This window comes from Amycolatopsis arida, from assembly GCF_900115565.1.
In the GTDB taxonomy this organism is placed as follows: domain Bacteria; phylum Actinomycetota; class Actinomycetes; order Mycobacteriales; family Pseudonocardiaceae; genus Yuhushiella; species Yuhushiella arida.
This window is the reverse complement of sequence record NZ_FOWW01000001.1, coordinates 872,503-892,960: the sequence shown is the minus strand read 5'-3', so window position 1 is coordinate 892,960 and position 20,458 is coordinate 872,503. Positions and strand designations below refer to the sequence as shown.

Here is a 20,458-nt window from a genome sequence, read left to right as displayed (position 1 = left end):
GCCGGCGCTGCCCCCGAGCGCGCGGCGAGCTCGAAGGAGACATCGATGGTCGAGCCGATGACCCGCACCCTGGACGCTCCCGGCGCCACGCTCACCTACGACGTGCGGGGCGAGCTGGCCGGCGACGCGGCGGGCCGCGTGCTGATGATGGTCGGCTCGCCGATGGACGCCAGCGGCTTCGGCACGCTCGCGGCGCGCTTCACCGACCGGCCGGTGGTGACGTACGACCCGCGCGGCACGGGGCGCAGCCCCCGCACCGGCGGCGCGCCGGAGTCGACGCCCGACGAGCACGCCGACGACCTGCGTCGGGTGATCGAGGCGCTCGGTGTCGGCCCGGTGGACCTGTTCGCCAGCAGCGGGGGCGCCGTCAACTCGCTCGCCCTGGTGGCGAAGCACCCCGACCTGGTCCGGACGCTCGTCGCGCACGAGCCGCCGGTGGCGCGGTTCCTGCCCGACCGCGACGTGGTGCTCGCCGTGTGCGCGGACATCCACGCGACGTACCAGCGCGACGGCCTGGGTCCCGCGATGGCCAAGTTCATCGCGTTGACCAGCCAGCGAGGCCCGCTGCCGGCGGGCTACCTCGAACGGCCCGCACCGAACCCGGCCGACTTCGGCCTCCCCACCGCCGACGACGGCTCCCGCGACGACCCGCTCGTCGGGCAGAACATCCGCACCTGCTCGGCCCACGAGCACGACCTCGAGGCACTCGCCGCCGCGTCGACGCGGATCGTCATCGCCGTCGGGGCGGAGTCCCGGGGAGAGCTGGCGGCCCGCGGTGCCGAGGCGCTCGCGGAACGCCTCGGCACCACGCCGGTCGTGTTCCCCAGCCACCACGGCGGCTTCCTCGGCGACGAGTTCGGCATGCCCGGCGACCCGGACGCCTTCGCCGCGACACTTCGCGACGTGCTCTCCGCCCGCTGATCTCACTCAGTGGCCGAGCCGTTCGATGGTGAAGGCGGCGAGGAACCCGACGGTGGTGATCAGTCCGGTCAGGACGTGGGTGCGCTCGAACGCCTCGGGGATCATGGTGTCGGCGATCATGGCCAGGATCGCGCCGGCGGCGACGGCGGTGATGACGGCGATCGTCGCCGGCGACGCGCTCTCCAGGGTCAGGTAGCCGAGCAGGGCGGCCACACCGCTGGCGGCGGCGATGCCACCCCAGACGCCGAAGACGTAGCCGGGGCCGCGGCCGGCGCGCTTCATACCGGCGGCGCTGGACAGTCCTTCGGGGACGTTGGAGATGGCGATCGCGGCCAGCACGGCGAGGCCGACGGTGCCCCCGTGCAGCAGGGACACGCCCAGCACCACCGATTCGGGGATGCCGTCGAGCAGCGAACCGACGGCGATGGCGATGCCGCTGCCCTTCTGCTCGCGCGGCCCTGGTTGGTGCCCGCCGGAACGCTTGCGGTGGCGGGCGCCGTGCCGGTCGAGGGCGACGTTGGCCAGCACGTAGGCGCCCGCGCCGGCGAGGAAGCCGACCGCGGTGGGCAGCAGGCCTCCGGTGCGCTCGGCCTCGGCGACGAGCTCGAACGCCAGCGCGGAGATGAGCACCCCGGCGCCGAACGCCATGATCGCCGCGACCACCTGGCGGGGCACCCGGACCCACCAGGCGATCGCGGCGCCGAGCACGAGCGCGCTGCCGGCGAGCAGACCCCACGCTCCGGCCTCCAGCCACGCCGGCACCTCACCCACCGCCTTCCTTCGATCCGCCGGTCTGTTCCCGAACCGCGCCCGCCCCAAACCTGGCCGGCGGCCGATCCGGTGGCAAGCAGCCCGAGGACGATGGAGGCCGGCTGCCGGCGCCCGTGGGGCCCACCCCACGAGCCGCCCTCGCCGAACCGAACGTCGACCGGTCAGGGCAGCGGCTCGGCGGGGCAGTGCGTTCCCCGCGGTGGCATCGTGCCGTCGACGAGGTAGGCGGTCACGAGGCCGCGCATGCACCGCCCGCGGACCGCCGCGCCGTGCCCGAGGCCGTCGTAGGTGACCAGCACGGCGTCGCCGATCTGCTCCGCGACCCGTCGCGCGTTCTCGTGCGGAGTGGAGGCGTCGTAGCGGGAGTTGGTGACCAGGATCGGCGGCGCGTCCTCGACGTCCAGCTCGTGCGGCGGGTTGGTCGTCTCGAACGGCGGGTTGACGCACAGGAGGGGGACACCGTGCGTGCTGGTTCTCACGTCCGGTGCGACCGCGCTCTCCAGCCGCCGCAGCCGGTACAGGTCGGCATAGGACCGTGTGCTGTTGCGGTGATCGGCGCAGTAGAGGTAGATCGGTAGCGGGACGGTGGCCGCCGAGGAGCCCTGGGCACTCTGGTCCGCGGACCGCGGCGCGGGCGAGCCCGCGAGCGCGGCGATCCGGTTCGTCGTCTCCACCACGTCGGCGTTGCCGAGCGGGTCGAGGATCTCGTGCGCCAGCTCCCCCCGGTCCAGGGTGCGCGCCGGATCGGTCGGATGGGTCAGCTCGCCCGCGTCGGCCTTGGCGTAGAGGTCGGCGACGATCGCCCGCACATCCCGCCCGTGCAGCACGCACGCCTCACTCGTGGCGCACCAGCCGAGCACCACCTCGAAGGACTCCTGCGCGGCGCGTGCGCCGGTGACGTGAATCCGCTCGGTACCGACACTGTGGTCCACAGTGGCGTCGAGCACCATGGTGCGGATCCGCTCGGGGAACGACTCCGCGTACATCTGCCCGAGCACCGTGCCGTAGGACAGCGCGTAGATGTTCACCCTCTCCTCGCCGAGTGCCGCCCGCAGCGCGTCGAGGTCACGCGCCTGGTCGGTGCTGTCCAGGTGATCGATCACGGGGCCGGTGAGCTCCCGGCAGCTGCCGCCGAGCGCGGCCTGCGCGTCGAGGAACCGCCGGAACTCCCGCTCGCCGCGCACCGGCATGTCGAGCGCGTCCACCAGCGCCGCGGAACACCGGACCGGGTGACTGCGGCGCACGCCGCGAGGGTCGAAACTCACGATGTCGAACCGCTCGGCCTGCTCCGGGGTGAAGAGCAGGTCGAAGACCTGCTGGTTGGTGAGAGCGTCCACACCGGAGCTGCCCGGACCCGCCGGGGCGTAGACGAGCGTGCCGAGCCGCCTGGCCGGGTCGGCGGCGGCTCGCCGCGCCACCGCGAGGTCGATCGCCGGCCCGTCCGGGGCGGCCCAGTCGACGGGGACGGCGACGCTCCCGCACTCCACGGACGCGTTGTCCGCGCACGGGCCCCAGTGCACGCTCGGCGGCGCGGCGGCCGTCGCCGCACCCGGTGCGCACCCCGCCGCCGTCACCGCCAGCGCCACCAGCGCCGGTCCTGCCGTCCGAAAAGCCGATCCTGCCCACATGTCTGCTCGTCCTCCTCGCCGACGGATGGTCCCGGCGGCGCTCGACCGCCCGGACCAGCCATCGTCGGGGCGTCCTCCACACCGCGCCTCCGCCGCGGGGCCGCACCGCCTCCTCCTGGTGGAGGAGACCAGTTCCTCCCGAGGGAGGGGGCGGGGCAGGCCGGTCGTGGCGCCCGGTCGGGTGCCGAGTCGCCGGTCCGGTGGACCTCGCGGTCCCGGGCGTGGATCTCGCGGTCCCCGACGTGGATTTCGCGGTTCAGTTCCTGGTAGTGCCGCGGCGCCCTCGCCATCGACGGCTGATCCAGCCCATATTCGAGGTATTCCTTGACGCGAATATTCACGTTAGTGAAACTTCGACCCATGGAGCGGATCGCAGCAGCACTGGGGGACGGCGCGCGGTGGCGCATCGTCGAGCTCCTCGCCGAGCGACCCCGGTCCGTGGGCGAGCTGGCCGAGCTGGCCGGCTTACGGCAGCCACAGACCACCAAGCACCTCCAGGCCCTCGCCCGGGTCGGCCTGGTCACGGTCTATCCGCTCGGGCAGCGTCGCGTGTACGCGGTCGAGGCGGCGCCGCTGAAGGCCCTCGAGCGGCGGCTGCGGGAACTGGTCGAGACCACCGAGTCGAACGAGGGCGAGCGAAACGTGATCGCGCGCTACCGCGCGGCCATCGAGGCGGAGTCCGCGGTCGCGGACCGGGACCGGTGGGCGGACGGGCGCATCTTCTCGTTCGAGCGCGTGCTGGCCGCGCCTCGGGACGTGGTCTGGCGGCACTGGGTGGAGCCGGACCTGCTCGCGTCCTGGTGGGCGCCACCGTCGCTGACGGTCACCGACAGCGCCCTCGAGCCGGCGCCGGGTGGTCGCGCCGTCCTCGAGTACCGCGACGCCGAGGGGCGGTACCGCTCCGAGGGGCGGGTCCACACCGCGAGGGAACCCGAGCACCTCGTGTTCGACCTCTCGGTGCTGGACGCCGCGGGAGCGGTCTCGTTCACCGGCCACTACGACCTGACCCTCGCCGCGGTCCCGGACGGCACCCGGCTGCGGCTCGGCCTGCGCATCACCGACACGACCGTCGAGGCGGTCCCCTACATCGCGGGGATCGCCACCGGTTGGGGTCAGGTGCTCGACAACCTCGCCGACGCCGTCGGCGCGTTCCGGCGCACCACGACATCGACCAAGGAAACGGAAGGGCAGTCATGAGCAACTGGACCGGCCGCAGGGTCACCGCGAACCTGAGCCTCACCCTGGACGGGCGCTACCACGGTCCCGGCGGGCCCGCTGACCTGGGGGCGATCGTCTCGACCCGGCCGCCGTGCTGAGCGGGTGAGGCCGGGTTACCGAGGTGGGCTCAGGTGTTGGCTCAGGATGTCGGCCTCCGCACGGAGCCGTTGAGCGCGGTCGTCGCGTCCGTGCCGCTCGTACTCCGCGGCGGCCACCCGTCGCTCGCGGATCTCCTGCTCGAGGATCGACCGAAGATCCTCCTCGGTGAGGAGTCGACGTTCCGCTTCGGCCGATCCCAGCCCGACCGCCGCTCCCGCGACGTGCTCGCTCCCGGCCACAGGGCCGTCGAGGGGGATCGCCTCGGCGTTGTCGATGGCCGCCAGCGCGGAACGGAGCGCCGTGATGGCGACCCGGTCCCGCGACCTGAGCGCCACTCTGAGGTCGTCACGCAAGCTCTCCCGCATGCGCCAGGAGGCTAGTTTCCCCGGCGACGGCGCGGCAAAGGAATTTCGCGACTCGACCTTTCGTCCCGAAAACGACACGAACGGAGCCGCCGAACCGCGACGTTGTCCACATTCTCCGCAACCCCCTCCACGCACCCCCACCCCACCGATAGGCTGGAAGCGGGGCCGTCCCCCTTCGAATGGGCAGGGTTCCGGCAAAGTCGTTCACCCTGAATGTGGGGTGGGCACGGTCGCTGTTGATCTGTGAGTGTCGAATTCGCATGATCGTGGAGGAGAGCCGTGCCCGCTGTGTCATCGTGCCCTGTTCCTGCTGGGTTGGATCGTGTGGCCCGGTCGGGGGAGGTTGGTGCTGGCCAGGGGCGGGTTGCTGATCTGCGGCGGCGGTTGGCGCGGGTGCCGAATCCGCGGGATCGGCGGGGTGTGCGGCATTCGACGGAGTCGATTCCGTCGGTGGCCGCGGCGGCGGTGCTGGCCGGAGCGTGGTCGTTCACCGCGATCGGGGAATGGGCCGTGGACGCACCGCAAGGGGTGCTGGCCGCGGCGATGTGGCGGGCGGCGATGTGGCCGGGGCGGCTCCGCCGGCGGTCGGGGTGTCCTCCGCCGCTTTCAGTGCGTCCGCGGCAGCGGTTTGGCCGGGCTGATCCAGCCGCCACGCCGGCCCGATTTCGCGAATCGCCGCCTCAGCCTCGTCGGCCGCCGCAGCCGCATCGTCACGGGTCTGCTGCGCCGGTTCGGCCGCCGCACGCATCGGTGCGCCGGAACCTGGCACCGGCTCGCGCTCCGCCACCCGAGCCCCGAACTCTCGCTGCGTCGCGTCCCAGGTCGAGAATCCCGGCGCCGCGTCCCCCTGACGACCGGAGGCCGAGCCCGAGCAGCCGAGGAGGCCGCGCCGTCCCCGACTCTGATGGGTCGGGAGCGTGTGTTCCTCGCCGACAGGCGCACCGCTGTGCCCGCGGTCGGCGGGCGCAGCCCTGGGTCGGCGCACACCCGAAGCGGCGGTCAGGACCGGTCCGCGTCGGCCGCCGCGTCCAGCGCGCCCCGCAGCGCGCCGAGGCAGACCTCCCGGAGCTCTTCGCGGGAGAAGGTCTCGTTCGCCAGCCATTCCACGCAGATCGCGCGAACGAACACCAGCCAGGCGTGCAGAGCGGGCGCGGCGACGTCGCGGCGAATGCCGCTGAGCTCGGCCGATTCGAGTATGCGCTGCCGGAGCTGCGCCATCTCGTCCGAGATGATCGCTTGGATCATCGGGTCTCCCGCCAGCACCCGGTTCGCGGCCAGCACGGTCAGCCGGTTCGCGACGAAGTAGTCGATGTGCGCGTCCAGCCCAGCCGACACCTGCTCGATCACCGGTTCAGCAGGATCGACACGGACCGCCGCCAGCAGGTCGTCGGCCGCCCGCCGGTAGATCGCGGCGAACAGGTCGCGCTTGCTCGGGAAGTAGCGGTAGAGGTTGGCGCGCGACACCCCGGCGTGCTCGGCGACGTCCTCCATCAGCACCTCGTCGTAGGGCCGGGTCGCGAACAGCCGAGCCGCCGCGTCGAGCAACTCGTCGCGACGTCGCTCGGGTGTCAGCCGTCGTCGTGCTCCCATGCGCGGCACCTTAGTTGACGTGTGTCTCGCAGTGTCCGTAAGCTTCCCGCTGCTGGACATGTGTCTAGTAGCGGCACGCGAGTCCGCACGACCGCTGTGCCGGTGAACGGCGGACGTGGCAGAGGAAGCGTTGCGATGACGAACACCGAGCGAGCGGGCCGGCGCGCGAAGCGGACCGCGGTACCCGACGATGTCCGATCGCGCACAGCACTGCGCAGGGTCGACTATCAGGACGCGTTCATCGTTCACACCGGTGCGGCCGGCCGCGGTAGCGCCGAGGACTGGATCCGCGGAGTGTTCGAGTCCGCGCCGGCGCCTCTTCGGTCATCTCTCCGGCTCGGCTGGCGGGTGGTCGGCGCGCGACTCGGCCCGTTCCCGTCCCGCGCGCACGTGGTGGGCTGGCGCATCGGCGAGAACACTGCCGACGGCATCCGGCTCGATGTGGACTGGAGGATCGGGTTGCGAGCCAACCTGGTGCTGCGCACCCGGCCGTCCTCGGTGACACTCGCGACGTTCGTCGAGCACGGTGGTCGTGCCAGCCGGATCGTCTGGTCGGCGCTCCTGCCGGTACACGTTCGGACCCTGCGCTACCTGCTGACCCGCGCCGCGCGCGTCCACGACTCGGGGAGGCCGCGCCGTCCGCGACTCTGACGGACCTGGGTCAGGTCACGTTCCGGTTGGGCGGCGGGGACGAGAGCGTCACCGCCGTCCTCGGGGACGTGTCCCTGGCACCCGAGTGAGGGACACGCGCCCCTTTACAGGGGAGCCTGTTTTGTCCGATACTCGCGCGGAGGGGAGTACTTCCCGAGGCCCTGGCCGGTCAGTACGGACACCCCATGGTGTCCTCGGCGGGGCGCCCGCTCCGGGTGAAGGAGACCTCGAGCACCGACCGTGCTCGAGGAGGCCGCGTGTTCCCCCGTTCCGCTGTCCTGGCCTCCCCGCCGTCGCCGTCGATCGGCACACCGGGGCTGTGGATCATCAGTATCGCCGTCCTGATGGCCCTGCTGGTGACCGACTTCCTGGTGACCCGGCGCCCGCACGAGGTGTCGCTGCGGGAAGCCGTCGGGTGGTCGTCGTTCTACCTCACCCTGCCGCTGGTGTTCGCCTGCTGGCTGTGGACCGGATTCGGCGGCGATCAGGCGCTGACGTTCGTCACCGGGTTCGTCGTCGAGAAGTCCCTGTCGGTCGACAACCTCTTCGTCTTCATGCTCCTGCTGGCCGGGTTCGCCGTGCCCGCCCGGGTGCAGCAGCGGGTCCTGCTCTACGGCATCGTTGGCGCGCTGGTGCTGCGCGGCGTCTTCATCGCCGCCGGCGCCGCCATGCTGCGGTCGGGCACCTGGGCGTTCCTGGTCTTCGGCGCGATCCTGTTCGGCTCGGCGATCAAGATCCTGCACGAGGCCGTCACCGGGGCGGCGTTCGACCGAGACGTGTCCCGGATGCGCTCGGTTCGGCTGCTGCGCAAGCTGACACCGGTCACCGACGGCTACCGCGGCACCCGACTCGTGGTCCGTGAACGCGGGCGGCGCGCGCTGACCCCGCTGGCGCTGGTGGTGGTGGCCGTCTTCGCCACCGACGTGGTGTTCGCCGTCGACTCCGTTCCCGCCGTCTACGGCATCACCGAGGATCCCTACCTGGTGTTCACCACGAACGCCTTCGCGTTGCTCGGTCTGCGCGCGTTGTACTTCGTGCTCCACACCACGCTGGCCAAGCTCACCCATCTCAACCACGGGCTCGCCGTCATCCTGGCGTTCATCGGGGTGAAACTGGTGCTGCACTGGGCGCACGGGATCTGGCCCGCGGTGCCGGAGATTCCCACTCCGCTCTCCTTGGCCGTCATCGTGCTCACCCTCGCCACCGTGACCCTGACCAGCCTCTGGCCCCGGCACCGCGTCCGGACCAGCACCGCCCGGAGCTGACCATGCTCGACACCCTGATCGACGCCGGCCTCGTTCTCCTGCTCGTCATCGCCGCGATCATCACCGCCGCGGTCCTGATCGACACCCGACCACCCCACTGACCACGACGTCGAGTCGCGCGGGGGGAGCCCGAAGACCGCGACCTCAGCAGGAACTGGTGTGTTGGTCGGTTGGCTCGAACAACTCCACGGGATTGCCGGCCGGATCCTCGATCACGACGTACTGCCCCTCGCGGTCCTGGACGGACTCGCCGCGAATCGCGACCCCCGCTCGCTGGAGCATCCGCACCTCCGCGGCGAGGTCGTCGACCTCCAGGCGGATCCGGTTCCAGCCACCAGGCTTCGGCACCTCGTCGCGGTCCCCTCCGCCCGCGCCGTTCGGTGTGCTGAGCAGCAGCCGAAGCGCTCCCTTGACCAGCAGCGCGACCCCGGGGGCATGCCGCACGGTCAGGTCGAACCCGAGATGGGTCACGTAGAAGTCGACGGTGGCGTCGACGTCGTCCACGATGTAACGGACTCTCGCGACCGACATGAACGACTCCCCACTGGCCCGGCCTGGGTGGTTTCCGTGCGGAATGGATCCTGCCACAAGGATCGGCGTTCGCCGGACTGTCCTGTCTGCTGTGTCCAGTGGCGAGTTCCCTCACGCTTCGCGCCGGTCGGCCGAGGGCAGCCCGTAGTCGCTTCCGGTGGTGGTGGCGAGGTCCTGGATGATGCCGGCCAGCGGCTGCCGGAGCCCGACCAGTGCGGCCTTCAGCTCGGGGTAGTGGCTCCACTGCCGTTCGTGGCTCAGGAAGTCGGCGTGGCCGCGCGTGGACTCGTGGCTGAGCAGTCGCGGGTGCCAGGTGGTGAGCAGGGGCCGCAGGTGGCGGTGGAGCAGCTCGGCGGCGATGGTGGCGGTGGTGGGGGTGGGGCGGGGTGGGCCGCTGGTGCGGAGGAGGTCGCGGACCACGTCGAACAGGGTGTGCAGGGAGGACAGCGCGGCGCGGAGCGAGCCATGCCGGTCCGCGCCGGGCAGCGCGGCCAGCCGGTGGGCGATCTCCACCTGGAGCTTCCAGGCCAGGACGTGTTCCTGGGCGGTCGGCCGGGTCGGTTCGGGCCCGGCGGCCGGTTGGGCGACGAGGAGCCGAAGGGTGCTCTCCCGAACGTCGTGGTAGCGGTGCGGGTCGTGGTAGGCGCGGATGAGGTGGCCGAGCAGCGGTGGCGCCGCGATCGGGCTGGTGGAGGTGAGGAGCCCGTGGCCGAGGAGGGTGCGCAGGATCCGCCGCGCCTCCGGGGCGCCCAGCTCCGGGTACCGCTGCCGCAACAGGGATTCCACGACCCGCGTCGGCGTGCTGGCCGGCTGCAGCGCGGCGATGGCGCAGAGCGCGTCGACCGCCGGATCGTCCAGCGGGTCGAGGACCCGCAGGTAGTCCTCGGCGAGGGTGGCGAGCGCGGTGGGCCGGTCGAGCGTGATCGCCGCGAGCGGGTCCGGGTCGTGCTCCTGCCGGGCGAGGACGGCGAGCGCGTGCGGGTGGCCGCCCAGGACGCGGACCAGGTCGGTGGCCCGGGACCGATCGGCGTCCGCACCGCCAGCGTGAACGTGGGTGACCAGGTGGGTGCCGTCGTCGGCGGCGAGCCCGTCCAGGTGCAGCCCGACGCCCAGCCCGGTGTAGCGGGCGTCCCGGGTGGTGATGACGCCGCACTCGCCAGGGGAGGCGCGCAGCGCGGCCGCGACCGTCGCGGGGTCGAGCCCGGGCGGCACGTCGTCCACGACCCGGACCGATCGCGCCGTGCCCGGCGGCGGGGCTGCGGGCGGGGTGTCGGTGAGCAGGTCCCGCCCGGCGCACCAGACGACCCCGCCGGGGTAGGCGGTGTGGAACCGGTAGAGATACTCGGTGACCAGGGTGGACTTGCCGATTCCGGGGGCGCCGTGCACCACGGCGACGGGGGCGCTGGGCTCGGCGGTGAGCGGCGCGTCCTCGGGCGTGAGGATCGAGTGCAGCCGCCACAGCTCGGCCAGGCGCCCGACGAACCGGGCCGGTCGGGCGGGCGCGGACCCGGCCGCCCATCTCGGCGGTGCGCCGGGTTCCCCGGTCCCGATCGGGGTGTCGATGTCGGCGAGGTGGGCGGTGACCAGGTCGGCGACGGTGGCGAGGTCGCGGCGCGACCGGGGTGCGGGCACGTGCTTGGCGTCCCGTAGCTGGACCGGGTGAATGTGATCGCTGTCCCGTTCCGGGTTGATGACCAGGACCCGCCGGCTCGGCCGTCCCTCGGCCTGCCCGGCGAGGAACGCGGTGGTGAGCTCGTGCTGGCAGGCGCGCCGGCGAGGGTAGGCGGCCGAGAAGTAGGCCAGCAGCACCCGTGCGGCGCGCAGGGCGTCGAGGATCGTGGCGGAGATCGCCTGGAACGGTGCTACGCCGTGTTCGTCGACGAACACCCGCAACCCGTGCCGCTCCAGCGCCCGGGCCACCGCCAGCGCCGGTCCGGCGTCGTCGGCTCTGCTGTAGCTGACGAACACGTCCCACCGCGCCGCGCGCGCCTGCATGCTCCCCTCCGCTTCTCCGTCTCCTCCGCCAGACGCTATCGCGCCGAGCGGCACGGTCGGACCGGTCGGCTCTACGATGGCCGGCATGGGACAGGGGTCGGGCCTCGCCGAGCGGGTGGCGTGGGAGCTGCACGTCGAGCTCGCCACCCGGATCGCGGTCGTCCCGCTGCCCGAGGGAGAGGGACTGCTCGTCGAGGCGGTGGCGAGCCTGGACGAGCTGGGCGTGCGCTGCCGACGGGTGGTGCAACGGCTTCGCCCGCAACCCTACCCGGACAGTGTCGGGTTCCGGGTGGAGTCGCTGGCCAGGCGGCTGCTGGTCGACCTCGTCGACCCGTTCCTGCGGCGGTGGAAGCCGGAGACGACCGCGTGGACCGAGCGCCGCCCACCGGGCGCGGGACCGCTGGAGCACGAGGCCGCCTGGACCGAGGCCACCGTGTTGCGGGCCGAGCTCGGCCGGCTACGCGAGCAGCTGCGCCCGATCGCCGTGGAGCTGGCCGAGCTGGCTGGCGCGGCCCCGTTGACGGTGTCCGCGGGGTAGCCGAGCCGAACAGGAGGGGCCGATGCGAGGACGACGACGTCGCCGCCGAGCACCACTGCGGCCGAGCCAGGTCGCGGTCAAGCTCAAGCTGCCGTTCCTCGGGGAGATCAGCGGCACCTGGGAGCCCGGGCGGGCCGAGGCGGAGGCGGCGTGGGAGCTCTACGTCGAGCTGATCACCCGCGTGACGGTGGTGGAGCTCCGCCCCGACGAGGGTGTGCTGCGCGAGGCGTTGAGCAGCCTCTACACCTTGTTCCCCACCACCCGGGAGATCCTGCGCAAGTACGGGCCGGAGGTCGCTCCGCGGACCGCGCCCGGCAGTGTCACCTTCGGCATCCTCGCGGTCGGGGTCCTCAACGGCGCGCTGCGCCCCCTCCTCACCCGCTGGCACCCCGCCCTGCAGGCCTGGGAGGCGCGGCGAGACCGCGAGGTCGACCCGCTGACCCACGAGCGCTCCTGGGACCGGCACGACGCGCTGCGTGCCGATGTCGCCGCCACCCGCGCCACCCTGGCCGAGCTCGCCAGGGTGTTGGCGGACGTGGCCGGCGCCGACTACCTCCTACCGGAACTCCGCGACGGGAATCCCGCCCCGACAAGGAGCGGGGGGGGGTATGGGGTATGCGCGCGACACCTGACCCTCCGCGGGGTTGACGCCGTCCAGCGCGTCCCACTCCCACGCACGACGCACGTCATTCCGGTACTGGCCTCGACGTCACGGTAGGAATCGCCTCGGGCGGTGGTGCGTGGCTCCGTGCCACCTCCGCACGCCCGAGCCGCCGAAACTCTGGTCCAAGTCCCCAGCTTCCAGGGGATCCTCGAGGCCGCGGCGGTACACCTTCCGCACCGTGGTGCGGGGTGCGCACCGTCGCCGGAGCGGTCGACACCGACGGCGCCGACAAGGCGGCGCGGTTGGCACACCGGCGACACCAGCACCAACGACCTCCTCACGCCGAAAGGAACCGGCGCGTCAGGCCCGCGGCGAGCCAGGGACGACGACCCCACGCCACGAGCCTGCCGGTCAACGCCGCCCGCAGCTGACCGGCCTGACCGATCCGGCCGTAGGTCAGCAGCAGCGCGGTCACCGGCTCGGCACTGATCCGCACGTCCACCCGCTCCGGCTCCGGCGGCTGGACCGTCAGCCGCCCGTCGCGGAACTCGTAGACGTAGCGCTCCCCGCCGCGTAACCGGAACTCGTAGGTCGCGGTGTGCCCGGCAGCCCTGCCGGAATCGACCCAGCCGGGCATCACCTGGTGCTGCCCGCGCAGGATCAGCGGCACCACCTCCGGCCTGATCGGCCACGCCCGCCCCGCCGCCCGCGCGATGTCGTGGCCGTGCACCACGAACTCGCCGATCAGCGTGCCCAGTGCCAGGTCGGCCCGCACCCGCTGGTTGCCGTCGAAGTTCATCCACGGCGGGTCGTCACTGAACCCTTCGATCGTGGTCAGCAGCGAGCCCAGGCCCTCCCGCAGGATCGCGGTCAGCTCGGTGAGCCGCCTGGTCGGCAGCGTGCGCACCTGCTCGGCATTGAACGCGGGCAGGTCCGCGGCGCGAGCGGGCCACTCACCCCGGCCAAGCGCCAGCTCGCGGTACCGCGCGGGTTCCATCGCCACATGCCCGACCACGTCCGTGACCGACCACCCCGGCGTCGCGGGCACCGGCTGGTCCGGGTCGGGCACCGACAGCGCCAGCGCGACGAAGTCCTCGGCGGTGGCCGCGGCCTCCCGTAGCAAGTTCGACAACATGGCTCAAGTGAAACAAATTGTTCCAGTTATGCCAAGTATTGAAACACGCTGACTCGGTTGTTAGGGTGACCGATCGTGCCAGCCGAGCACTCCGGGCAGAACAGACGTACCGCGCTCCGTACGGACGCGGAACGCACCGTGCACACGATCCTCGAGGCGGCCGAACAACTCCTGGCCCGAACCCCCACCGCGACCATGGCACAGATCGCCGAGGCCGCCGGGGTCTCCCGCACCACCGTGCACCGCCGCTTCGCCACCCGGGAGGCCCTGCTGGACGCCATGGCCGAGTCCGCGCTCCGGCAGCTCAGGGACGCCGTCGAGGCGGCCGATGTCGACACCGCCCCACCGCTCGTCGCGCTGCACCAGGCCACCGTGAACGTGCTCGAGGTGAAACTGGGCCGGCGGATCGCGTTCCGCCACCTTTCCCCCACCAACCAGGCGGCCGCCGCCATCCAGGCCGACCTGGCCCGCATGTCCGACGCCTGGTTCGCCCGGATGCGCGAGTCGGGTCTGATCGAGACGGAACCCTCCTGGGCGCGCCGCGTCTACTACGCCCTCGTCAACGAGGCATTCCAGGACACCGGCGGCACCGATTCGCACACGCTGGCCGACCGGGTCGTCCAGACCTTCCTCCGCGGAGTGGCCCCCGGCCACCCCGCCTAGCGGACGCACCGACACCGGCGACGCGGTCGCGAACGTCGCCATGGACAGGACGCTCTCCGCCCGCGGCGTCCCGCGGGGGCCGGTGGGGGAGAACCTGGCCGAGGGCAAGCCGATCGAGGCGTCGTCGGCGGTGCGCTCCACCGGGGACCGCGAGCCTTCGTCGGTTCGGCCTTGGTCCATGGAGTGGTCCGAACCCCGCGCCGGTCTCGACCCGCCCGGCCTGGCGGCGCGTGCTGGGTGGGTGGTGCCGTGTCTCGCGAGGGCTTGACCCTCACCCCGGGGGCAGACCATACGGTCGCGATCGACCACCGATCCGACGGGTCACCACATCGGGAGGTACGACCGTGACCTGCACGTACACCAGCGGAGGCGCCGCCGAGCCGGGCCGGCCGGGTGGCGCCCTCGACCTCGGCGACGACCGGTCCCGCACCGGGATGCCGCGCGACGAGCCGGAGGGCTCGCGATGACCGAGCTTCCCGACCTGGGACTGAACAAGAGCGAGGCCGCCGCCGCGCTCACCCCGGCGGCGCGGCGCCTGCACCGGTTGGCGCTGACGGCGTTCGCCGAGGCCGGCCGCGCGCCCCGGCGGGCGGACCTGGAACGCGACGCCCGCGACCACGGCATCGATCCCGGCCCCGCGCTGGCCGAACTGACCGAACGTGACGTTCTGGCCGTCGACGAGCGGGGCGAGATCCGTGCCGCCTATCCGTTCTCGCCCGTTCCGACCCGGCATCACGTCAGCTGGGACGGTGCCGCGAGCACCGTGTACGCGATGTGCGCCATCGACGCCCTCGGCGTCTCCGCCATGCTCGGCATCCCGATCACCATCAGCAGCACCGAACCCGACACCGACCGCACCGTGACCGTCCACGTCGATCAGCGCACCGCGCGCTGGCGCCCCGACACCGCGGTGGTCTTCGCCGGCGCCACCGAAGACACCTGTTGCCCATCGGTGGACCGCACCTGCGGGTACATCAACTTCTTCACCAGTCCCGACGCCGTGCGGCGGTGGACCGCGCGGAATCCCGGGGTCACCGGGGTGGTGCTGGACCAGGACCAGGCGCTCGCCAGCGCGGTCGCGGAGTTCGGCGCTCTCCTGCGCCGGGAGGGCCAGCGATGAGGAACGAGTTCCACGGCACCCCTACGACCCCTGATCGGAGCCTGACATGACCACCACCGACACCACGCACGCCGCGACCGGCCGGGCCGTCGAGGACTTCCGCGAGCGCGGGTTCGTCCACGTACCGGACCTGCTCACCGCCGACGAGGTGGCGCGGTTCCGCGCCGCGGCCGAGGCGGCCCTCGCCGCCCGCAGCCGCACCGACGAGGAGTTCGGCACCCGCATCGTGGCCACCACCGACGCCTGGGAACACCACCCCGCGCTGCGCGAGCTCGCGCTCCACCCCCGCGTCGGCGCGCTCGCCGAGCGCCTGGCCGGGATGCCGCTGCGCGTGTGGGGCGGCGAGGTGTTGCGCAAGGATCCCGGGCACAGTGCGCCCACCGGCTGGCACGACGACCTGACCTTCGCCCTGCTGGACTCCCGCCTGATCTTCAACGCCTGGATCGCGCTGGTCGACGTGCCCGCCGAACGCGGCTGCCTGACCTTCCTGCCGGGTTCGCACCGCCGCGGCGGGCCGCACCGGGTCGAGTTGGCCGAGCACGCCGCCGACCCGGACAACTACCTGTTCTCCCACTGGCCCGAGCTGCGCTGGAGCCCGCGCGTCACCGTCCCGCTGCGGGCCGGCGACGCCACGTTCCACCAGGGCCGCACCGCCCACTACGCCGGCGCCAACACCAGCGACGAGGCCCGGCTGTCGTTCCTGGTCACCTTCACCGACGCGGACGCCACCTACCGGCCGTTGCCCGGCCGCGACCCGCTCGACCTGCGCCCCGGCCAGCCCCTCCCGGAGGCCCGCTATCCCAGAACGCCGCGCAACGGCAACCCGTGACCCACGACCAGCCGGTGGGAAGGCTCTCGACGGCGTGCGCCACCCCCGCTTCCGGGGCCGTCCCCGACGGCGAAGACGAGCAGATCCGACAACGGGTGGCTTCGCTCCGCTGACCGCCAGCTCGGCCGTTTTGGGCTCTCCATTGGGGAATCCCGGCCCGGGTCGGCGCGAAGATTCTCTTTCGAAGTTGGACCATGTTGCCGGTGGAGGGTAGTGTTACGGGTAAGCGCCCTGGACCCCGGTGTGTGACACCAGCCAACCGAGGGACTTCCATGGCGCATCTCCACACCACTTCCGTTCCCGTGCCGGTCGCGGGGATCGCGGAACCTCATCAGAGCACGGTCGAGGTCATCCTGCGCGGGGTCAGGCAGGGCTTGTTCACCATGGCCGAGGGAGAGTTGCTGATCGACCGAGTCCGCGCGCGCGGCGTGCCCATCAATGACGGTCGTCTCCCCTCAGGTGGCGAGCTCGCACCGGAAGCGGTCCAGATCAGTCGCAACAGGACAGTCTCATGACGACATCGACCGCGCCTCGACCGACACCGCGACCCGTTCCCGGCCCGAAGCCGATGATCCTTCCCGGGCGGTCGACGAGCGAGCAGATACTGGTCAAGATCTTCGTGTTGATCCCGTTCGCCGCGCTGATCGCGGCGGCGCCGATCGTCTGGGGCTGGGGACTGGGGTGGACCGACATCGCCTTGGCCGTCGGCTTCTACGTGGTGTCCTGCCTCGGGGTGACGGTCGGCTACCACCGGTATTTCACCCATCGCGCGTTCAAAGCCAAGCGCGGCCTGCGGATCGCGCTCGCCGTCGCGGGTGGGCTGGCGGCACAGGGGCCAGTGATCGGATGGGTCGCCGACCACCGGCGCCACCACGCCTTCTCCGACCGCGAGGGTGACCCGCACTCACCGTGGCTCTTCGGCACCGGACCGGTCGCGCTGGCCAAGGGGTTCTGGCACGCCCACATGGGCTGGCTGTTCGAGAGGGTCAGCACCAACGCCGAACGGTTCGCCCCGGACCTGCTGGCCGACCGGGATCTGCGGGTCATCGACCGGCTCTTCCCGCTGTGGGTCGCGGTCAGCATCGCGCTGCCCACCGTGCTGGGCGGCTTGATCACGTGGTCCTGGTGGGGTGCGCTCACCGCGTTCTTCTGGGCCGGGCTGGTACGGGTGTCGCTCCTGCACCACGTGACCTGGTCCATCAACTCGATCTGCCACATGATCGGCGAACGGCCGTTCGCCAGTCGGGACAAGGCGGCGAACTTCTGGCCGCTGGCCATCCTGTCCATGGGCGAGTCCTGGCACAACTCCCACCACGCCGACCCCACCTGTGCGCGGCACGGCGTGCTGCGTGGCCAGGTCGACATCTCCGCCCGAGTGATCTGGATCTTCGAGAAACTCGGCTGGATCTCCGACGTGCGCTGGACCAGCCCCACGCGACTGGCCCGCATCACGGCGACCACGACAGGGCGCAACGGCGCACGCACCGAGGAGAAGATGCCATGACCGGCCTCCGCCCGTCTCAGTCGTCTTATCGCCTTCCCCATGCCGCCGCGGTTCCGCCGGGCCTGCGACCAGGCCAGGAGCTCTTGACCGTGACGACACAGCCGGTCCCGGGCGGTGCGGTGGTGCTCGGGGTGCGCGGTGAGGTGGACTTGTGCACCAGCCCGTTGCTGCGGGACGGTCTCCTCGCCCACCTGCGGCAGGCCTCTGTACCGCTGGTCATCGACCTCACCGACGTGAGTTTCTTCGCAGCGGCCGGTCTCACCGTCCTGGTCACCGCCAGGCAGGCGGCGGTGACGGCGGGAATCGGGCTCTGCGTGGTGGCCAACAGCCGCCCGGTCCTGCTGCCACTGACGATCACCGGCCTGGACCGCGTGCTCGACATTCACCCCGACCTCGCCGACGCCCTGCTGTGCCTGAGCGGATGACACACCATGCGAAGTCCCCGAGTGGCCGAGATCCTGTCGGTGATCGCTGCTCGCGGGGATGGGCAGGACAGCGCCACGCTGCCCGCCAGGCTGGGTGCGGAATGCTTGTCGGCGTTGCCGGTCAGTGGTGTCGGTGTGGCGTTGATGACCGCCGAGGGGCCCAGCGGTGTCGTGCTCGCGGCCACCGACGAGCGGGCACGGCAGTTGGAGGAATTGCAGTTCGCTCTCGGGGAAGGTCCGTGTGTGGACGCGTCCGGCAGTGGTCGCCCGGTGCTGCAACCGGACCTCGCGGCGGACGGGTCGGCGCGGTGGCCGGGGTTCGGGGCCGCCGTGCTCGATGCCGGGGTGCACGCCATCTTCGCATTCCCGCTGCGGGTCGGCGCCATCCGCGTGGGCGTACTGGACCTGTACCGCGACACCCCCGGGTCGCTCAGCGCCCTCGACCTCGCCGACGCGCTGGCGTTCGCTGAGGCGGCCACCGTCGTGGTCCTACACCTGCAGGACCACGACGAGCACGGTGGTTCAGCCCTGACCGGGCCGATCGACGGCCAAGCCGCGGTCCACCAAGCGACCGGGATGATCACGGTCCAACTCGGTGTCAGCCTCGCCGAGGCACTGCTGCGGTTGCGAGCGCACGCGTACACTACGGGACGGACGGTGTCGGCCGTCGCCGCCGATGTGGTCAACCGGCGGCTGCGCTTCGACGACGGCGAACCTGGCACCACCACACAGCGGGATCGGCCATGACCCCCGACGAGACAGAGGCGGTGGGCTCATGACGAGCCGGGAACAACTCCTCGCCAGCACATTCGTGAGCCTGGCCGACACGCTGGTGGCCGATTTCGACGTCATCGACTTCCTGCACACACTGGCCAGCCGCAGTGTCGAACTCCTGGATGCCGACGCCGCCGGGATCATGCTGGCCGACCGGCACGGCGACCTGCACGTGATGGCCTCCTCCGCCGAGGAAGCTCGCCTGCTGGAACTCTACGAACTGCAGAACAACGAAGGCCCGTGCCTGGACTGCTTCCGGTCCGGACGCTCCGTGGCCCGCGACGACCCGCCCGCGATGCGCGCCTCCTGGCCCGCGTTCACCGAGCAGCTACAGGGGCTCGGGTTCCACTCCGCGCAAGCACTCCCGATGCGCCTGCGCGAGGAGACCATCGGGGCACTGAACCTGTTCCGCATCGAACCCGGCCGGCTGAGCGCGACCGATCGGGAGATCGGCCAGGCCATGGCCGATGTGGCTACCGTCGGGCTGATCCAGGAACGCGCCATCGCCGCCAGCGAACTGCTGGCTACTCAACTGCAAACCGCCCTGAGCAGCCGCGTCCAGTTGGAACAGGCCAAGGGCGTACTCGCCCAACGCGCCGGCCTGCGCATGGACGCCGCCTTCCAGGTGATGCGTGCCTACGCTCGAAGCCACAACCACCGGCTCAGCGACGTCGCCGCACAGGTCATCGACGGATCGCTGGACGACGATCAGATTCGCCAGGGCCCGCATCCGACGCCCAGCGCGGCACCCCGGACTTGACCGGCATGGCGGCCTCGCGCACGGCGGTATGAAGGTCGGCCGCTACCGGAACCGGTGGCGTGCCGACCCTGGTCACGCTGGGTTCGAGGGCGACCTGCTGTCGCCGCACCGCAGCGTCGGCGCTGCGCCAGTTGGTGTGTTCGGGTGGAAAGGTGTTGTTGGTAAGGGCTTCGTCCCACCGCTCCCGCAGAACTCGCCAACCTCGACAATGGCCCTTCGCCGCTTTGTGGGCAGGATCGCCACGGCGAAGTCCGTCACACCCGCGTGGTCGGCGAGCGCTTGTTCTCATGGTCGGTAGCCTTCACCCGAACGTGCGGCGGGTTTGACAGACCGAGCGAGCGCCTGACGAAACCCGCTTCGTTGTCACTCGAACGGCTGAGATTTGTCGGGATCTCCTCTTGGTGGGTCCGAACTGGGCTTCGATGGTCGGAGCTCTATTGCGCGGACAACGGGTGCGGAATGAGGGAGGAACACGGTGGTGGTAATCCACGGCAACACCTGCCACACCGGTTCACCGACCGTTGGACGGACAGGACGCCGACGGGGAAACGGCAGTGTGGCGACCGTCCGTTCGCGTCGGGCAACTGTACGAGCAACTGTATGGCACGATTGGTCGGCACGTGGTGCACCGCTCGATTCTCAACGAGCAGTCCGAGCACGGGTGCCTCGGGTACCACACGTGGTTCGGGCGCACGGTGGTGTGCGTGCAGTACTGGAACAGTATGGAGGCGCTGCTCAGTTATGCGTGGAACGTCGACGCGTCGCACGTCCGAGGATGGCGTTCCTTCATCAGGCGGATCGGCGACAAAAGAGACGTTGGCGTGTGGCACGAGGCTTACGTCACTCATCCGAGTGGCGTCGATGTGATTTACCGGAACATGCCGGCGTTCGGCATGGGCAAGGCGACCACACTGGTGCGACCCGGCGGCCATGAGCCTGGTGAACGCGCGGCCGGAGAACCCGGTGAAGGCTCGACCCGCGACGAGGGTGGTGACGCCGACGGGATCGCCGGATGAGCACGCCTTGATAGACGCCGAGCCGGGACGCACGGTCAGTGAGGCGATGGGGCCTC

The 20,458-nt window shown here is 71.6% G+C and carries 23 protein-coding genes and 2 pseudogenes; 18 read left to right on the top strand and 7 right to left on the bottom strand.

Annotated features, from left to right (window positions below; translation table 11 throughout):
• Positions 1-45 precede the first annotated feature (45 nt).
• On the top strand, positions 46-921 hold the full coding sequence (locus BM051_RS04185; protein ID WP_092528055.1) for an alpha/beta fold hydrolase: 876 nt from the start codon (positions 46-48) through the stop codon (positions 919-921).
• A gap of 6 nt (positions 922-927) precedes the next feature.
• On the opposite strand, the gene BM051_RS04180 is transcribed toward BM051_RS04185, so the two are convergent.
• Positions 928-1,683, bottom strand: a complete 756-nt coding sequence (locus BM051_RS04180) for a ZIP family metal transporter (RefSeq protein WP_092528532.1) — start codon at positions 1,681-1,683, stop codon at positions 928-930.
• A gap of 170 nt (positions 1,684-1,853) precedes the next feature.
• On the bottom strand, positions 1,854-3,278 hold the full coding sequence (locus BM051_RS04175) for an alpha/beta hydrolase (RefSeq protein ID WP_166677719.1): 1,425 nt from the start codon (positions 3,276-3,278) through the stop codon (positions 1,854-1,856).
• A 402-nt stretch (positions 3,279-3,680) separates the two neighbouring features.
• On the opposite strand from BM051_RS04175, the gene BM051_RS04170 reads away from it, so the two are divergent.
• Positions 3,681-4,517, top strand: coding sequence for a metalloregulator ArsR/SmtB family transcription factor (locus BM051_RS04170; protein WP_092528049.1), 837 nt, complete (start codon positions 3,681-3,683; stop codon positions 4,515-4,517).
• Positions 4,514-4,615 (top strand): annotated as a pseudogene (locus tag BM051_RS28325) (dihydrofolate reductase family protein); the annotation flags it as partial. The gene BM051_RS04170 and the pseudogene BM051_RS28325, both read left to right, overlap by 4 nt.
• Before the next feature lie 36 nt (positions 4,616-4,651).
• Here BM051_RS28325 and BM051_RS04165 read toward each other — a convergent pair.
• Positions 4,652-5,002 carry a GatB/YqeY domain-containing protein gene (locus tag BM051_RS04165; protein ID WP_092528046.1) on the bottom strand — a complete coding sequence of 117 codons (351 nt, stop codon included), beginning with the start codon at positions 5,000-5,002 and terminating at the stop codon, positions 4,652-4,654.
• 279 nt (positions 5,003-5,281) lie between these two features.
• On the opposite strand from BM051_RS04165, the pseudogene BM051_RS30450 reads away from it, so the two are divergent.
• Positions 5,282-5,539: pseudogene (locus BM051_RS30450) on the top strand (transposase family protein); the annotation flags it as partial.
• Positions 5,540-6,001: 462 nt separating this feature from the next.
• Here the strand turns inward: BM051_RS30450 and BM051_RS04155 are convergent.
• Complete coding sequence (locus tag BM051_RS04155; protein ID WP_092528043.1) at positions 6,002-6,592, bottom strand: TetR/AcrR family transcriptional regulator; 591 nt, start codon at positions 6,590-6,592, stop codon at positions 6,002-6,004.
• Between the two features lie 135 nt (positions 6,593-6,727).
• Between BM051_RS04155 and BM051_RS04150 the strand changes: the two genes are divergently transcribed.
• Both BM051_RS04150 and BM051_RS04145 read left to right on the top strand, forming a co-directional pair.
• The gene (locus tag BM051_RS04150; protein ID WP_092528040.1) at positions 6,728-7,243 is read left to right on the top strand and encodes a DUF2867 domain-containing protein; all 516 of its coding nucleotides are present in this window, start codon (positions 6,728-6,730) and stop codon (positions 7,241-7,243) included.
• A gap of 257 nt (positions 7,244-7,500) precedes the next feature.
• Positions 7,501-8,508 carry a TerC/Alx family metal homeostasis membrane protein gene (locus tag BM051_RS04145; protein WP_092528037.1) on the top strand — a complete coding sequence of 336 codons (1,008 nt, stop codon included), beginning with the start codon at positions 7,501-7,503 and terminating at the stop codon, positions 8,506-8,508.
• Positions 8,509-8,652: 144 nt separating this feature from the next.
• Here the strand turns inward: BM051_RS04145 and BM051_RS04140 are convergent, their stop codons facing one another.
• Together BM051_RS04140 and BM051_RS04135 are read right to left on the bottom strand one after the other, a co-directional pair.
• Positions 8,653-9,039 carry a VOC family protein gene (locus BM051_RS04140; protein WP_092528034.1) on the bottom strand — a complete coding sequence of 129 codons (387 nt, stop codon included), beginning with the start codon at positions 9,037-9,039 and terminating at the stop codon, positions 8,653-8,655.
• Positions 9,040-9,150: 111 nt separating this feature from the next.
• Positions 9,151-11,034 (bottom strand): toll/interleukin-1 receptor domain-containing protein, encoded by a 1,884-nt coding sequence (locus tag BM051_RS04135; protein WP_166677718.1) that lies wholly within the window; start codon positions 11,032-11,034, stop codon positions 9,151-9,153.
• 85 nt (positions 11,035-11,119) lie between these two features.
• Between BM051_RS04135 and BM051_RS04130 the strand changes: the two genes are divergently transcribed.
• Positions 11,120-11,572: a hypothetical protein gene (locus BM051_RS04130; protein WP_092528028.1), complete on the top strand. Its 453-nt coding sequence runs from the start codon at positions 11,120-11,122 to the stop codon at positions 11,570-11,572.
• 22 nt (positions 11,573-11,594) lie between these two features.
• On the top strand, positions 11,595-12,290 hold the full coding sequence (locus BM051_RS04125; RefSeq protein ID WP_208325946.1) for a hypothetical protein: 696 nt from the start codon (positions 11,595-11,597) through the stop codon (positions 12,288-12,290).
• Positions 12,291-12,513: 223 nt separating this feature from the next.
• Here BM051_RS04125 and BM051_RS04120 read toward each other — a convergent pair whose 3' ends face one another.
• A complete protein-coding gene (locus tag BM051_RS04120) occupies positions 12,514-13,311 on the bottom strand; it encodes a maleylpyruvate isomerase family mycothiol-dependent enzyme (protein ID WP_092528025.1) in 798 nt (265 codons plus the stop codon).
• A 75-nt stretch (positions 13,312-13,386) separates the two neighbouring features.
• On the opposite strand from BM051_RS04120, the gene BM051_RS04115 reads away from it, so the two are divergent.
• The 10 genes from BM051_RS04115 (at position 13,387) to BM051_RS04070 (ending at position 20,402) form a co-directional block, all read left to right on the top strand.
• Positions 13,387-13,974: a TetR/AcrR family transcriptional regulator gene (locus BM051_RS04115; protein ID WP_243859541.1), complete on the top strand. Its 588-nt coding sequence runs from the start codon at positions 13,387-13,389 to the stop codon at positions 13,972-13,974.
• A gap of 344 nt (positions 13,975-14,318) precedes the next feature.
• Complete coding sequence (locus BM051_RS30265; RefSeq protein ID WP_279587043.1) at positions 14,319-14,441, top strand: hypothetical protein; 123 nt, start codon at positions 14,319-14,321, stop codon at positions 14,439-14,441.
• Positions 14,438-15,094, top strand: coding sequence for an alkylmercury lyase family protein (locus tag BM051_RS04105; RefSeq protein ID WP_092528017.1), 657 nt, complete (start codon positions 14,438-14,440; stop codon positions 15,092-15,094). Before BM051_RS30265 ends, BM051_RS04105 begins: the two co-directional genes overlap by 4 nt.
• 46 nt (positions 15,095-15,140) lie before the next feature.
• Positions 15,141-15,923 (top strand): phytanoyl-CoA dioxygenase family protein, encoded by a 783-nt coding sequence (locus tag BM051_RS04100; RefSeq protein ID WP_092528014.1) that lies wholly within the window; start codon positions 15,141-15,143, stop codon positions 15,921-15,923.
• A gap of 272 nt (positions 15,924-16,195) precedes the next feature.
• A complete protein-coding gene (locus tag BM051_RS04095; protein ID WP_092528011.1) occupies positions 16,196-16,438 on the top strand; it encodes a hypothetical protein in 243 nt (80 codons plus the stop codon).
• Positions 16,435-17,427 carry an acyl-CoA desaturase gene (locus BM051_RS04090; protein WP_092528008.1) on the top strand — a complete coding sequence of 331 codons (993 nt, stop codon included), beginning with the start codon at positions 16,435-16,437 and terminating at the stop codon, positions 17,425-17,427. The genes BM051_RS04095 and BM051_RS04090 overlap by 4 nt, the downstream gene beginning before the upstream one ends.
• An 89-nt stretch (positions 17,428-17,516) precedes the next feature.
• Positions 17,517-17,852 (top strand): STAS domain-containing protein, encoded by a 336-nt coding sequence (locus tag BM051_RS04085; protein ID WP_166677717.1) that lies wholly within the window; start codon positions 17,517-17,519, stop codon positions 17,850-17,852.
• Between the two features lie 6 nt (positions 17,853-17,858).
• Entirely contained in the window at positions 17,859-18,599 is a 741-nt protein-coding gene (locus tag BM051_RS04080) for a GAF and ANTAR domain-containing protein (RefSeq protein ID WP_134046156.1), read from the top strand.
• A 28-nt stretch (positions 18,600-18,627) separates the two neighbouring features.
• On the top strand, positions 18,628-19,386 hold the full coding sequence (locus BM051_RS04075) for a GAF and ANTAR domain-containing protein (protein WP_092527999.1): 759 nt from the start codon (positions 18,628-18,630) through the stop codon (positions 19,384-19,386).
• Between the two features lie 521 nt (positions 19,387-19,907).
• Entirely contained in the window at positions 19,908-20,402 is a 495-nt protein-coding gene (locus tag BM051_RS04070; protein WP_092527996.1) for a monooxygenase family protein, read from the top strand.
• Positions 20,403-20,458: the final 56 nt, after the last annotated feature.